The organism is Streptomyces showdoensis, assembly GCF_039535475.1.
Lineage (GTDB): Bacteria > Actinomycetota > Actinomycetes > Streptomycetales > Streptomycetaceae > Streptomyces > Streptomyces showdoensis.
In genome coordinates this window covers 805,207-819,491 of record NZ_BAAAXG010000026.1, presented here as the reverse complement: position 1 = coordinate 819,491, position 14,285 = coordinate 805,207, and the positions used below count along the sequence as shown (strand labels likewise).

The following is a 14,285-nucleotide window of genomic DNA, read 5'->3' as shown; positions in this document are numbered from 1 at the left end:
TCAGCCCTCGACCTTCAGTCCGCGCTTGGTGAGTTCGGCGACGGTGGCGTCGTGGCCGGCCTTGATGGCGTCGGTGATGCCCGGGCCGCCCTTGGCGATCTTGCCGAACTGGTCCTTGATGGTGGTGTTGGTGGTGCCGGTGGTCGGTCCCCAGGACCAGCCGGGGGCGATGGAGGCGCCGGACTGCTCGAAGAGGGCGTAGATGTCCTGGCCGCCGTAGTAGCTCGCGTCGAAGACCTGCTTGGCGACCGGGCGGAGCGCGGTGGCGGCGGGGAAGGCGCTGGAGGTGCCGGAGGCGATCCGGGCCTTCACGCCGGCCTCGGTGGTGGACATCCACTCGGCGAACTCGACGGCGGCGGCCTTCTTCCCGCTGTCCTTGGTGACGGCGAAGGAGGTGCCGCCGAGCATGCCGCTGGCGGGGGTGCCGTTCCAGTTCGGCATGGGGGCGACGGCCCACTTGCCGCTCTGCTCGGGCAGGGTGCCCTTGAGGACGCCGGCGCCCCAGGAGGCGCCGAGGTAGCCGATGGTGGTGCCGTTCTTCAGGGAGCCGGTCCACTCGGGGCTGAACGAGGCGTTCTTGTGGACGAGGTCGGCGTCGAGGAGGCCCTGCCAGTAGGCGGCGACCTTGGTGGTGGCGGCGTCGGTGGTGTCGATCTTCCAGGTGTCGTTCTCGGCCTTGAACCACTGGGCGCCGGCCTGCCAGGCCATGGCCTCGAAGGTGGTCGGGTCGTCGGGGAAGAAGGTGGCGATCCGGGCCTTGGCGTCGGCCTTCTTCACCTTCTCGGCGGCGGCCTTGAACTCGTCCCAGGTCGTGGGGACGGCGACCTGGTACTTGGCGAACAGGTCCTTGCGGTAGAAGAAGGCCTGCGGCGCGGCGTCGAAGGGCACCGCCCAGCTCTTGCCGCCGAGGGTGGTGAGCTGCACGGCCTGCGGCAGCAGCTTGGCCCGGTCCTGTTCGGTGAACTCGCCGCCGATGTCCTGGAGGGCCCCGGAGGAGACGAACTCGGGGAGCGAGGAGTACTCGATGGAGACCAGGTCGGGGGCGTTGCCCGCCTTCACGGCGTTGGAGATCTTGGCGTAGCCGCCGGCGGTGCCGGAGGGGATCTCCTCGAACGTCACCTGGATGTCTTCGTGCGAGGCGTTGAACGCGTCGACCACGTCCTTGGAGCCCTTGGCCCAGCCCCAGAAGGTGAGGGTCACGGGCCCGGAGGGCTTCGCCGCGGTGTCGCCGTCGCCGCCTCCGCAGGCCGTGAGGACGGCCAGGGCGGTGGCGGCGACGGTGGCGGCTATGACACGGGTGATTCTTCGACTGCGGGGTCTACGGGGCACGGCACGGCTCCTGACACGGCGGCACGGACGGGGTTGGCCGTGATCCTGGAACCGTTCATGACCGAAGTCAAGAGCGAAAGATTGAATGATCGAAAAATGATCAGGATATGAGGGCTGGGCGTCCCGTTCAGGAGAGCGCGGACGCCCCGCAGGAGGACCGCACCCGCAGGCTCGGCAGCAGGCTCAGATGGCGCCGCGCCGGCTCCTCGCCGCCCCCGTCCCCGGCCCGTTCCCCCGCCCGCTCCGTGACCCGTTCCACCAGCAGCTCCGTCGCGTGCCCGCCCACCTGCCGCTTGGGCGGTGCGACCGCCGTCAGCGGGGTGTCGGCCAGTGCGGCGACCTCGTCGTCGTACGCGATCAGCGCCAGGTCCTCCGGCACCCGCACGCCCAGCTCGGCCAGGCGCTGCACGATCTGGATCGCGTCCACGTCGTTGTGGACCAGCGCCGCGCTCGCCCGCCCGGACCCCACCGCCTCGTGCAGCGCCCGCACCGCCCGCTCGAAGCCCTCGGGGTCGTGCTCGGCCGGTACGGAGTCGATCACGGCCCGCGGCGCCTCCAGGCCCAGCGTGCCGAGCGCCTCGGCGTACCCCGCGCGCACCGCGAGCGCCGTCGGACTGTCCCCGCGCGCCACGAGGAGCGGCGTCGCGTGGCCGAGCGCGAGCAGGTGGCGCAGGGCGAGCAGCACCCCGTGGGCGTGGTCCGAGGCCACCCGGTCCAGGCCGTCGAGCGGGGTGCCCGGGTCCGCCCGGCGCTCCAGGAGCACCGCCGGCACCGGCAGTTCGGCCAGCCAGTCCCCGTACGCGAGCCGGTCCTCGGGGCCCCGCCAGCCCGGCGCGACCAGCACGCCCTCGGCGCCCGCCGCGAGCAGGCCCTCGGTGCGGGCCCGGTCCTCCTCGGGCCGGTAGTCCGAGATCCGCAGGATGAGCCGGGCTCCGGCCCGGGCCGCCGCCTCGTGCGCGCCCCGGATGACCTCGGCGAAGTAGTAGGTGGCCGAGGGGGCGAGGAGTCCGAGCACCAGCCCGCCGCCGCCCTGGGGTCCCGCCGGGCCCTGGCCGCGGGGCCAGGAGACCTGGCCGTGCACCCGGTCCAGCAGGCCCCGGGCGGCCAGCGCCTCGACGTCCCGGCGCGCGGTGACGGGGGAGACCCCGAGCAGTCCGGCCAGGTCGGAGACGCGGGCCGTGCCGCGCTCGCGCACCAGGGCCAGCAGTCGGTCGTGTCGTTCGGCAGCACTCTCGCGCACGGTGCGGTTCCCCTCGGTTCCCCTGGCGGTGGTGGTCGTTCCCGACCTTAGAGCAGGACGAGCCGAAATGATCGAACGGAAGGAGTTTCGATCATTCGCTCCGTCTCCTCTTGACGTTCGATCGAAGCGTCTTCAGGATTCCGGGCGACGCCGCCGTCACCCGCCGACGCACGGAATCCCAGGGAGCATCATGCCCACGCCGCCCGAGAACCGTGAGCTCAGCCCGTACACCGGCTGGACCCGTGCCCACTGGGAGGCCACGGCCGACCGCCTCCTGCTCGCCGTCCGCCCGCACGCCTCGCCCCGCGGCGGACTCATCGCCCTGCCCGGCCCCCGCCCCAGCTGGTCCGGCCCCCGCTCCGACGCCCTGGAGGGCTACGCCCGCACCTTCCTGCTCGCCGCCCTGCGGGCCGCGCACGGCGACGACCCGCACGGACACCTCGGCCGCTACGCCGAAGGACTCGCCGCCGGCACCGAACGCCCCGGCGGCGACGGCCCCGAGTCCTGGCCCCTCATGGCCGGCACCCGCCAGGCCGTCGTCGAGTCCGCCTCCGTCGCCCTCGCCCTGCGCCTGACCCGCCGCCGGCTCTGGGACCACCTCGACGACACCGTCCGGCAACGGGCCGTCGACTGGCTGCTCCCCGCCCTCGGCCCGTCCCCCGTCGACAACAACTGGTGGCTCTTCGGACTCACCGTCGCCGGCTTCCTCCAGGACGCCGGCATCGAGACCGACCGCGCCGCCGCCACCGTCGACCGCGCCCTCGAAAGGATCGAGCACTGGTACCTCGGCGACGGCTGGTACAGCGACGGCGACAACCGCGCCTTCGACCACTACAACGCCTGGGCCCTGCACTTCTACCCGGTCCTGCACGCCCACCTCGCCGGTGACCGCGCCCTGCTCGACCGCTACGGCCCCCGGCTGCGCGCCCAGCTCGACGACCACGTGCACCTCTTCGACACGAACGGCGCCCCCCTCCCGTACGGCAGGTCCCTGACCTACCGTTTCGCGGCGGCCGCCGCCCCCTGGCTCGGCACCCTCACCGGACACACCCCGCTCACCCCCGGCGCCACCCGCCGCCTCGCCTCCGGCAGCCTCCGCCACTTCCTCGACCGCGGCGCCGCCGACGCCCGCGGGCTGCTCACCCTCGGCTGGCACGGCCCCCACGAGCCCGTCCTGCAGACCTACTCCGGCCCCGGCTCGCCCTACTGGGCCTCCAAGGGCTTCCTCGGCCTGCTGCTCCCGGCCGACCACCCCGCCTGGACCGACCCCGAGGAACCCCTGCCCGCCGAACGCGCCGACACCGTAAGGGCCTTCGGGCCGACCGGGCTCCTCGTCCAGACCACCGCCGCCGACGGCCTCGTCCGCCTCCACAACCACGGCAGCGACCACGTCGGCGACCCCCGGGCGGACGACCCCGGCTACTCCCGCCACGCCTACTCCACCCGTACCGGCCCCACCACCGCCCCCGACCCCGCCGACAACCACTTCGCCCTGCTCGACGCCGACGGCCGCGCCACCCCCCGCGGCCCGGTCACCCCGCTCGGCACCGGTCCCGACCGGGCCGTCTCCCTGCACGCGCCGCTCCCCGGCGTCCGCGTCGTGTCCGCCGTCCTCGTCCACGGCCGCGCCGAGGTCCGCGCCCACCTCGTCCTGGACGCCCCGGAGGGGACCCCCGTCCGGCTGACCGGCTGGACCGTCCACCCCGACGGGCCGGTCTCCCAGCTCCACCCCGTCCACGGCTACGGCCCCGGGCTCGCCGAACTCCCCACCGGCGCCACCCTCCAGGGCCCGGGCCCCACCCGCACCCCCGCCCTGCACGGCACCACCGCCGGACCCGCCGCCCTCTTCGTGGCCCTCGCCTCGCTCACCGCCGAACCCGGCCCCGAGCCCGGCTCCGCCGCCACCCCCGCCCCCGTGTCCGACCTCGCGAACGTCCAGGTCAGCGGTGCCCGCACGCTCCACGTGACCTGGCAGAACGGCAGCACCTCCCGCATCGCCCTCGACGCCCCCGACCCGGAGGACCAGTGACCCAGCGCCGTACCTTCGCGGCCCTCACCGCCGCCGCCCTGGCACTACCGTTCCTGACCGCCGTCCCCGCCACGGCCGCCCCGCGGACCGGCGACCGCCACTACGTCGACTGCTCGGCCGCCGCCCCCGGCGACGGCAGCGCCCGACGCCCCTGGACCACCCTGGCCGAGGCCAACGCCCACCCCTACGGGCCCGGCGACCGGCTCCTGTTCAAGCGCGGCACCACCTGCACCGGCACGCTCCAGCCGCGGGGCGCGGGCGCCCCCGGGGCCGTCTTCACCATCGCCGACTACGGCGGCGCGCCCGGCCGCGCGGTCATCGACGGCAACGGCGCCCACGACGCCGTCCTCCTCGCCGACACCCAGTACGTCCGCCTCACCCGGCTGGAGATCACCAACGCGGCGGCCCCCGGCACCGAGCGCAACGGCGTCCGGCTGCGCCTCGCGGACTACGGCGCGGCCAAGGGCATCACCCTCGACCACCTCTCCATCCACGACGTGCGCGGCGGCGACTCCAAGACCCTCACCGGCTCCAGCGCCATCCACGTCGCCGTCGAGGGCACCACCGTCCCCAGCTGGTACGACGGCCTCGACATCGGCCACAACGAGATCCGGGACGTCGACCGCGAGGGCGTCTACTTCAAGTCCCGCTTCTCCAAGCGCGACCTGGTCGGGAACCAGCAGGACCCGGTCGCCTTCCCCGGCCCCTGGACCCCCAGCCTCGGCGTCCGGGTGCACCACAACTCGCTGACCTCGATCGCCGGCGACGGCATCAAGATCGACACCACCAGCGGCGCCCGCGTCGACCACAACCGCGTCGACGGCTTCCAGCTGCGTTCCAAGGCCGCCAACGCCGGCATCTGGACCTTCAACACGGACGACACGACCGTCGAGTACAACGAGGTGTCGGGCGGCGGCAACACCAAGGACGGCATGTCCTTCGACGCAGACGGCGCCTCCAAGGGGACCGTCTTCCAGTACAACCACAGCCACGACAACGCCGGCGGCTTCCTGCTGATCTGCCCCTACAGCGGTGCCCGGACCCTCGACACCGTCGTCCGCTACAACGTCAGCGTCGACGACGGCGCCCGCCTGATCCAGAACTGCTGGGGCCCCATCCTCAACACCAGGATCTACAACAACACCTTCGTCAACCGGACGGCCGTCCCCGCCCACCTCGTCCAGGACGACGCCGGAAGCCCCGCCACCACCCGCCACGAACTCGCCCTCACCAACAACCTCTTCGTGAACGAGGGCGCCCCCGGCGGCTACGCGTTCAAGAACCCCACCCCCGGGCTCTCCTTCGCGAACAACCTCTTCCACGGCATCACCATGGCCCGCCCGAACCCCGGCGGCCTCACCGCGGACCCGCTGCTCCGGCCCGACCTCCGGCTCGCGGCCGGCTCCCCGGCCCTGACCGCCGGCGCCCCGATCGAGGACAACGGCGGCAGGGACTGGTTCGGGAACGACGTGTCGGCGACATCGCCCCCCAACATCGGGGCGTACGAGGGGCCGGGCCTGGACTGACCGCACGGACCGCCGCACGGACCGCCGCACGAGCGGGCGTGCGTACGGGCCCTACTTGGGCCCGTACTTGCGCCCCGCTCGGGAGGACACCCCGCCCAGCAGCCCGCGCGGCGCCAGCTTCACCACGCCCATCAGCGCCTTGTAGCGGGGATCGGGGATGGACAGCGTCCGCCCCCGGGCCAGGTCGACGAGCGCCGCGGAGACCAGCTTGTCCGCGTCGAGCCACATCCAGCCCGGGATGTTGTCCGTCCCCATCCCCGCCCGCTGGTGGAACTCCGTCCGCACGAACCCCGGGCACAGCGCCATCAGCCGCACCCCGCTCCCCGCGAGGTCCCGCGCGGCGCCCTGCGTGAACTGCACGACCCACGCCTTCGACGCCCCGTACGTGCCGCGCGGCACGAACGCGGCCACCGAGGCGACGTTCACCACCCCGCCGCGCCCCCGGGTCCGCATCGACTCCGCCGCCGCCGAGGTGAGCCGCAGCACCGCCTCGCAGTGCACCTTCAGCATCTTCAGCTCGTCGGCCATGGACACTTCGAGGAACCGGCCCTTGTTGCCGAACCCGGCGTTGTTCACCAGGAGGTCCACCGGCTTCCTGGTGTCCGAGAGCCGCGCCGCCACGGCCTCGATCCCCTCCTCCTCGGAGAGGTCGGCCGCCAGCACCTCCGCCTCGATGCCGTGCCGGTCGTGCAGCTCCGTCGCCTGGTCCCGAAGCCGCTTCACATCGCGGGCCACGAGCACCACGTCGTGCCCGTCCGCGGCCAGCCGCCGGGCGAAGGCGGCGCCGATGCCGGCGGTCGCGCCCGTAATCAGTGCAGTCGTCATACGCGGCACGGTAACCCGCGCCGTGTGAACGCCGTGTGCGGGAAAGGGGCGCTCCCCGGCCGCCCGCCTTACTCCCCGTACTTCTCCGCGTGGTTCCGCGCCAGCGCCAGCAGACCCGACTCCATCCACTCGGCCGCCACCAGTGTGCTCGGCAGCAGGGAGCGGTCCGCGGTGGCGGCGTGGTGGAGGCGCGTGACGGTGATCGGGTGGGCGGGGCGGTGGACGACCTCGACGGGGTCGCCCGCGCGGACCTCGCCCGGCTCGATCACCCGCAGCAGCGCGCCCGGGCCCGCCGGCGACCGGTTGAGGCGGCGGACCCAGGCGTCCTCCTGGACGAAGCCGGCGAAGGTGCGGCAGGGGATGCGGCCGCCGGTGACCTCCAGCACCAGGTCGGGGCCGATCCGCCAGCGCTCGCCGATCAGGGCGCCGTTCACGTCGAGGCCCCGGGTGGTGAGGTTCTCGCCGAAGGAGCCGGGCGGCAGCGGGCGGCCGAGCTCGCCCTCCCAGACCTCCATGTCCTCGCGCGCGAAGGCGTGCACGGCCCGGTCCGGGCCACCGTGGAAGCGCAGGTCGCACACGGCGTCCCCGGCGACCCCGCTGGCCCCTCCGGGCGCGGGGGCCGTGATCAGGACGGGGCCGTCGACCGGGCGCTTGTCGATGCCGGTCCGGCCCCCGGGGGCGTTGGTGTAGTCGACGGTCCTGGGGCGTCCCACGTTCACGCTGAGCAGTTCCATGGGGGCAGCCTAGGCGAGCTTCCTCAAAGTTTGGTGCAAGAATTCTGCGCCATATCCAAGGGTGGCTTATGATTGGGGTCATGATCGAGGCCCGCCACCTCCGCGTCCTGCGCGCCGTCGCCGCCACCGGTTCCTTCTCCGCCGCCGCGCGCGAACTGGGCTGCACCCAGCCCGCCGTGAGCCAGCAGATGAAGGCGCTGGAGGGCTCGGCCGGCACGCCCCTGCTGATCCGCACCGGACGGGAGATGCGCCTCACCCAGGCGGGCGAGGCCCTCGTGCGCCACGCCTCCGGGATCCTGGCCGGGCTCACCGCCGCGGAGGAGGAGGTCGCCGCCATCGCGGGCCTGCGGGCCGGGCGGGTGCGCCTGGTCTCCTTCCCGAGCGGCAGCTCCACCCTGGTGCCCACCGCCCTCGCCGCGCTGCGCGCCGCCCACCCCGGCACCCGGGTCTCCCTCGTGGAGGCCGAGCCGCCGCGTTCGGTGGAGATGCTGCGCGAGGGCGACTGCGACCTGGCCCTCGCCTTCCGTTACGGGGCGGGCCCGGACGCCTGGGACGACCTGGTGGTCCGCCCGCTCCTCGCCGACCGGCTCGTCGGCCTGGTGCCCGAGGGGCACCGGCTGGCCGGGGCGGAGTCGGTGGCCATCGGCGAACTGGCCGAGGACCCGTGGATCGCCGGCTGCCCGCGCTGCCGCCGCCAACTGGTCGACGTCTGCCGCGAGGCCGGCTTCACCCCGCGCATCGACTTCGCCACCGACGACTACCCCGCCGTGATCGGCCTGGTGGGCGCCGGTCTGGGCGTGGCCGTGCTGCCGGAGCTGGCCCTCGAGTCCGTACGGCCCAAGGGTGCCGTCACCGTCACGGTGGAACCCGCCGTCGAGCGCGAGATCGTGGCCCTCACCCTTCCGGACCTGGCCCAGGTCCCGGCCGTCGCGGCCACCCTGGACGAGCTGACCCGCGCCGCTGAGCGCGCCGCCGAGCGGTCGGCGACGACACGGGCATAGCCCGTCCGGGTGAGGCCGGGCCGCCGCCGTACGGGTGGTCCGTGGACCGCCGTCCGGGGGACCGCGGTACGGGTCGGGCTGCGCCGTACGGGGGAACGGGGTCCGGCCGGACGGGTGCGGGCGCACGCCCGTCGGAGTGGGTGCGCGGCGCCGTACGGGTGAGGGGGCCGCGACCGTACGGGTGAGGCCGCCGGTATCGGCCGGCCGAGCGCGTTCCGCCCCGAGGGGGTACGCGCCCGCCGTCCGGGCGACGGCCCGGTTCCGCGGCCGTCCGCCGCGCGGCGGGCGCGGGCCCGCGCGGCCACGGGCGCCGCACGCCCCCGGGCCGCGTGCGGCGCGGCTCCCGGAGCCGGGTGGGTGCGGGCCCGGCCCGTGTCTTCGGTTGTCCCGGTCAGTCGTGCAGAAACGTTACTTCAGGCGTGACCCAAGCCTGCCGAGCTCGTGTGGGACGTCCGCGCGGCGGCGGACGTCGTGACCAGGCGATTGCGGGCTCGACCCATGAGCTCTTCGCGTTCGTCCTCGGTGAGGCCGCCCCAGACGCCGTAGGGCTCCCGTACGGCGAGCGCGTGTGCCGCGCACTCCGCGCGTACCGGGCACCGCATGCAGACCTCTTTCGCCGAGTTCTCGCGCGCACTCCGTGCCGCGCCGCGCTCTCCCTCGGGGTGGAAGAACAGGGAGCTGTCGACCCCGCGGCAGGCCGCGAGCAGTTGCCAGTCCCACAGATCGGCGTTGGGTCCGGGAAGGCGGGAGAAATCTGCCATTGCGCTAGTCCCCTTGAAACCGTGTCGAACGGATTGGTGGGCGGGTTGATGGCTTGGCTGGCTGATCGACGGGGGCCCTTCGCCCCCCGCCGGGTGTCGCGTACCCGCTCTCGCGGGTTCGATCCGACCGTACAACTACTGTCTAAGTAGATGTAAATATGACTCATTGCGAATCTAGCCACAGACACCGCGAAAAGGGAAGAAAACCCGCTAAATGGGGCATAGCTTCGGGTGAAGGACGGATGACCTGCGACGCTCTCCTCCGCGTACGGGCCCTCACATAGAGTGCCGAAGGCGGCCGTCCGACCCGTAACTCTTTCGAGTGACCGTCGTTAGAGAGTGCGGAGGCGGTTGAAGAAGAAAGCGCTCGGACAGGTGTCCGGGGGTGTCAACCGCACAGGTGACGATACGTACCAGCCCTGGAGGCTCAAGGTGACGCGCTTCAGCTGCGAGAGCAACGGAGGTCAGGCATGACTTCCGTCCTCGTCTGCGACGACTCCCCGCTTGCCCGAGAGGCGCTTCGGCGGGCGGTCGCGACCGTGCCCGGCGTCGAGCGCGTGACCACCGCGGCCAACGGCGAGGAAGTCCTCCGCCGCTGGGGCGCGGACCGCTCGGACCTGATTCTGATGGACGTGCGCATGCCCGGCCTGGGCGGCGTGGAGACCGTCCGCCGGCTGCTCTCCGCGGATCCCGGCGCCCGCATCATCATGCTCACCGTCGCCGAGGACCTGGACGGCGTCGCGCTCGCGGTCGCCGCGGGTGCCCGTGGCTATCTGCACAAGGACGCCTCGCGCGCCGAGCTGCGGGCCACCGTCACCCAGGCCCTCGCCGACCCCACCTGGCGACTGGCCCCGCGCCGGCTGCGTTCGGCCGAGATGGGCGCCGCGCCCACCCTCACCGCCCGTGAGATCCAGGTGCTCGAAGGCATGAGCCACGGCCGGTCCAACGCGGAGATCGGGCGCGAGCTCTTCCTCTCCGAGGACACGGTGAAGACCCACGCGCGCAGGCTGTTCAAGAAGCTGGGCGCCTCCGACCGGGCGCACGCCGTCGCCCTCGGATTCCGCTGGGGCCTGGTCCGCTGACCTGCGGCCATCGGCCGCATCCCCGTCCGCCGAGCGGCGGACGGGGTGGGCTTGTGTCACTTCTCCGCGGAATGCCGCATCCTTGAAGGTGTGGAGTTCCTCGGGGACGAGACGAACGAGCGAGCGGACAACCAGCGGAAGGGGAGGGCGCAGGAGATGAGTGCCGGCGCACCTGCTCATAACGCTTCGGTGCACAACTACGGACGCGGTGCCGCGAACGAGCAGGCGTCAAGGCACCATGGAGCGATGCGCGACGACGAGACCATGGGGTCCCCCGTGCCCGCAGGGCAGGGGGAGATCGGTGCACTCGTTCACCGTGCCGTCGAGGGGGACCAGCAGGCGACGCACGACCTCCTCGCGCGCGTGCACCCCCTTGCCCTGCGCTACTGCCGTACCCGGCTGAACCGGCTGCCCGGTGACGCCCGTCACTTCGTGGAGGACCTGGCCCAGGAGGTCTGCGTCGCGGTCCTGATGGCGCTGCCGCGCTACAAGGACACGGGCAGGCCGTTCGAGGCCTTCGTCTTCGCGATCGCCGGACACAAGGTCGCCGACCTCCAGCGGGCCGCCATGCGGCACCCGGGATCGACGGCCGTGCCCTCCGACGAGATGCCCGAGAGGCCGGACGACTCGCTCGGGCCCGAGGAGCGGGCGCTGCTCAGCGACGACGCCGAATGGGCCAAGAAGCTGCTCGCCAACCTCCCGGAGAACCAGCGCGAGCTGCTCGTCCTCCGGGTGGCCGTCGGACTCACCGCCGAGGAGACCGGGCAGATGCTCGGGATGTCCCCGGGGGCCGTCCGGGTGGCCCAGCACCGTGCGCTGAGCCGGCTGCGGGCGCTGGCCGAGCAGTAAGGGTTCGGAGGGGCGGGTGTCCCTCACGTACACGTATGAACGTCCAAAGCTGCCCGCTGATCTTGATCGTGGAATGAGACACGGCCGCGGCCCGTTAGCATGGACATCCGCACCGATCAAGGCCATTGGGGAAGGTGTCATGACCAACATCGACGGAGTGCCCGAGAAATTCGCGACACTCGGGCTGACCTACGACGATGTACTGCTGCTGCCGGGCGCGTCCGACATGGCGCCCGACCAGATCGACACCTCCTCGTACATCTCCCGGAACGTGCGGGTGAACATCCCGCTGCTCTCCGCCGCGATGGACAAGGTCACCGAGTCCCGGATGGCCATCGCCATGGCGCGTCAGGGCGGTGTCGGTGTCCTGCACCGCAACCTCTCCATCGCCGACCAGGCGAACCAGGTCGACCTGGTGAAGCGCTCCGAGTCCGGCATGGTGACCGACCCGATCACCGTGCACCCGGACGCCACGCTCGGCGAGGCCGACGCGATCTGCGCCAAGTTCCGCATCAGCGGCGTCCCGGTCACCGACCCGGCGGGCAAGCTGCTCGGCATCGTGACCAACCGCGACATGGCCTTCGAGTCGGACCGCAGCCGCCAGGTGCGCGAGGTCATGACCCCGATGCCGCTGGTCACCGGCAAGGTCGGCATCTCCGGCGTGGACGCCATGGAGCTGCTGCGCCGCCACAAGATCGAGAAGCTGCCGCTGGTCGACGAGGCCGGGCTGCTCAAGGGCCTCATCACGGTCAAGGACTTCGTCAAGGCCGAGAAGTACCCGAACGCCGCCAAGGACAAGGACGGCCGGCTGCTCGTCGGCGCGGCCGTCGGCGTCGCCGGCGACTCGTACGAGCGCGCCCAGGCCCTGATCGAGGCGGGCGTCGACTTCATCGTCGTCGACACCGCGCACGGTCACTCCCGCCTGGTCGGCGACATGATCGCCAAGATCAAGTCGAACTCCTCGGTCGACGTCATCGGCGGCAACGTCGCGACCCGCGACGGCGCCCAGTCGCTCGTCGACGCCGGCGCGGACGGCATCAAGGTCGGTGTCGGCCCCGGCTCCATCTGCACCACCCGCGTGGTCGCCGGCATCGGCGTCCCGCAGGTCACCGCCATCTACGAGGCCTCCCTCGCCGCCAAGGCGGCCGGCATCCCGGTCATCGGCGACGGCGGCCTGCAGTACTCCGGCGACATCGCGAAGGCGCTCGTCGCCGGCGCCGACACGGTGATGCTCGGCTCGCTGCTCGCGGGCTGCGAGGAGTCCCCGGGCGAGCTGCTCTTCATCAACGGCAAGCAGTTCAAGTCGTACCGCGGCATGGGCTCGCTGGGCGCCATGCAGACCCGCGGCGACCGCAAGTCCTTCTCCAAGGACCGCTACTTCCAGGAGGGCGTCGCCTCCGACGAGCAGCTGATCCCCGAGGGCATCGAGGGCCAGGTGCCGTACCGCGGTCCGCTCGCCTCGGTCGTGCACCAGCTGACCGGTGGCCTGCGCCAGTCGATGTTCTACGTCGGTGGCCGCACGGTCCCGGAGCTCCAGCAGAACGGCCGCTTCGTCCGGATCACCTCGGCGGGCCTCAAGGAGAGCCACCCGCACGACATCCAGATGACCGTCGAGGCGCCGAACTACAGCAGGAAGTAACACTCCGCGACGCAGGGGGGCGGTTCCGGCATGTGGCCGGAGCCGCCCCTTCGGCGTGTGTCGGGGATACTGGTAGGCGCAGACCAAGAGGGAAAGGCCACACAACGTGACTGAGATCGAGATCGGGCGCGGCAAGCGCGGCCGCAGGGCGTACGCGTTCGACGACATCGCCGTCGTACCGAGCCGGCGCACCCGGGACCCGAAGGAGGTCTCGATCGCCTGGCAGATCGACGCCTACCGCTTCGAGCTGCCCTTCCTGGCCGCCCCCATGGACTCGGTCGTCTCGCCGCAGACCGCCATCCGGATCGGCGAGCTCGGCGGCCTGGGCGTGCTGAACCTCGAGGGCCTGTGGACCCGCTACGAGGACCCGCAGCCGCTGCTCGACGAGATCGCCGAGCTGGACGAGGCCACCGCGACCCGCCGTCTGCAGGAGATCTACGCGGCTCCGATCAAGGAGGAGCTGATCGGGCAGCGCATCAAGGAGGTGCGCGACGCGGGTGTGGTCACCGCCGCCGCGCTCTCCCCGCAGCGCACCGCGCAGTTCTCCAAGGCCGTGGTCGACGCGGGCGTGGACATCTTCGTCATCCGCGGCACGACCGTCTCCGCCGAGCACGTCTCCGGCGCGGCCGAGCCGCTGAACCTCAAGCAGTTCATCTACGAGCTCGACGTCCCGGTGATCGTCGGCGGCTGCGCCACGTACACCGCGGCCCTGCACCTGATGCGCACCGGCGCCGCGGGCGTCCTGGTGGGCTTCGGCGGCGGCGCCGCGCACACCACGCGCAACGTGCTCGGCATCCAGGTCCCGATGGCCACCGCCGTCGCCGACGTGGCCGCGGCCCGCCGCGACTACATGGACGAGTCCGGCGGCCGGTACGTGCACGTCATCGCCGACGGCGGCGTGGGCTGGTCCGGCGACCTGCCCAAGGCCATCGCCTGCGGCGCCGACGCGGTCATGATCGGCTCCCCGCTGGCCCGTGCCACGGACGCGCCCGGCAAGGGCCACCACTGGGGCATGGAGGCCGTCCACGAGGACGTGCCGCGCGGCAAGCTGGTCGACCTGGGCATCGTCGGCACCACCGAGGAGGTCCTCACGGGCCCGTCGCACACCCCGGACGGCTCGATGAACTTCTTCGGCGCCCTGCGCCGCGCGATGGCCACCACGGGCTACAGCGAGCTCAAGGAGTTCCAGCGCGTCGAGGTGACGGTCGCGGACGCGCAGCACAAGCGCTGACGGTCCGCACGGACGTACGAGAGGGGCCCCGCACCGGGT

The 14,285-nt window shown here is 72.7% G+C and carries 12 protein-coding genes; 7 read left to right on the top strand and 5 right to left on the bottom strand.

The window, feature by feature from the left end:
- Both ABD981_RS16225 and ABD981_RS16220 read right to left on the bottom strand, forming a co-directional pair.
- Entirely contained in the window at positions 1-1,329 is a 1,329-nt protein-coding gene (locus ABD981_RS16225) for an ABC transporter substrate-binding protein (RefSeq protein ID WP_046908288.1), read from the bottom strand.
- Between the two features lie 127 nt (positions 1,330-1,456).
- Entirely contained in the window at positions 1,457-2,569 is a 1,113-nt protein-coding gene (locus ABD981_RS16220; protein ID WP_046908289.1) for a substrate-binding domain-containing protein, read from the bottom strand.
- A 190-nt stretch (positions 2,570-2,759) separates the two neighbouring features.
- On the opposite strand from ABD981_RS16220, the gene ABD981_RS16215 reads away from it, so the two are divergent.
- Entirely contained in the window at positions 2,760-4,598 is a 1,839-nt protein-coding gene (locus tag ABD981_RS16215; RefSeq protein ID WP_046908290.1) for a DUF2264 domain-containing protein, read from the top strand.
- Positions 4,595-6,124: a right-handed parallel beta-helix repeat-containing protein gene (locus ABD981_RS16210; protein WP_046908291.1), complete on the top strand. Its 1,530-nt coding sequence runs from the start codon at positions 4,595-4,597 to the stop codon at positions 6,122-6,124. The genes ABD981_RS16215 and ABD981_RS16210 overlap by 4 nt, the downstream gene beginning before the upstream one ends.
- A gap of 51 nt (positions 6,125-6,175) precedes the next feature.
- On the opposite strand, the gene ABD981_RS16205 is transcribed toward ABD981_RS16210, so the two are convergent.
- Complete coding sequence (locus ABD981_RS16205; protein ID WP_046908292.1) at positions 6,176-6,949, bottom strand: SDR family NAD(P)-dependent oxidoreductase; 774 nt, start codon at positions 6,947-6,949, stop codon at positions 6,176-6,178.
- A gap of 68 nt (positions 6,950-7,017) precedes the next feature.
- Positions 7,018-7,683 carry an MOSC domain-containing protein gene (locus tag ABD981_RS16200; RefSeq protein WP_046908293.1) on the bottom strand — a complete coding sequence of 222 codons (666 nt, stop codon included), beginning with the start codon at positions 7,681-7,683 and terminating at the stop codon, positions 7,018-7,020.
- Between the two features lie 80 nt (positions 7,684-7,763).
- Between ABD981_RS16200 and ABD981_RS16195 the strand changes: the two genes are divergently transcribed.
- A complete protein-coding gene (locus tag ABD981_RS16195; RefSeq protein WP_046908294.1) occupies positions 7,764-8,684 on the top strand; it encodes a LysR family transcriptional regulator in 921 nt (306 codons plus the stop codon).
- A gap of 413 nt (positions 8,685-9,097) precedes the next feature.
- On the opposite strand, the gene ABD981_RS16190 is transcribed toward ABD981_RS16195, so the two are convergent.
- Positions 9,098-9,445: a WhiB family transcriptional regulator gene (locus ABD981_RS16190; protein WP_046908295.1), complete on the bottom strand. Its 348-nt coding sequence runs from the start codon at positions 9,443-9,445 to the stop codon at positions 9,098-9,100.
- A gap of 470 nt (positions 9,446-9,915) precedes the next feature.
- On the opposite strand from ABD981_RS16190, the gene ABD981_RS16185 reads away from it, so the two are divergent.
- The 4 genes from ABD981_RS16185 to ABD981_RS16170 all read left to right on the top strand — a co-directional run bounded on the left by ABD981_RS16185 (position 9,916) and on the right by ABD981_RS16170 (position 14,246).
- Positions 9,916-10,527 carry a response regulator transcription factor gene (locus ABD981_RS16185; protein ID WP_003948568.1) on the top strand — a complete coding sequence of 204 codons (612 nt, stop codon included), beginning with the start codon at positions 9,916-9,918 and terminating at the stop codon, positions 10,525-10,527.
- Positions 10,528-10,773: 246 nt separating this feature from the next.
- Positions 10,774-11,376 carry a sigma-70 family RNA polymerase sigma factor gene (locus ABD981_RS16180; RefSeq protein ID WP_046908296.1) on the top strand — a complete coding sequence of 201 codons (603 nt, stop codon included), beginning with the start codon at positions 10,774-10,776 and terminating at the stop codon, positions 11,374-11,376.
- Between the two features lie 139 nt (positions 11,377-11,515).
- Positions 11,516-13,015 (top strand): IMP dehydrogenase, encoded by a 1,500-nt coding sequence (guaB, locus tag ABD981_RS16175; RefSeq protein ID WP_046908297.1) that lies wholly within the window; start codon positions 11,516-11,518, stop codon positions 13,013-13,015.
- Positions 13,016-13,121: 106 nt separating this feature from the next.
- Positions 13,122-14,246, top strand: a complete 1,125-nt coding sequence (locus tag ABD981_RS16170; protein ID WP_046908298.1) for a GuaB3 family IMP dehydrogenase-related protein — start codon at positions 13,122-13,124, stop codon at positions 14,244-14,246.
- Positions 14,247-14,285: the final 39 nt, after the last annotated feature.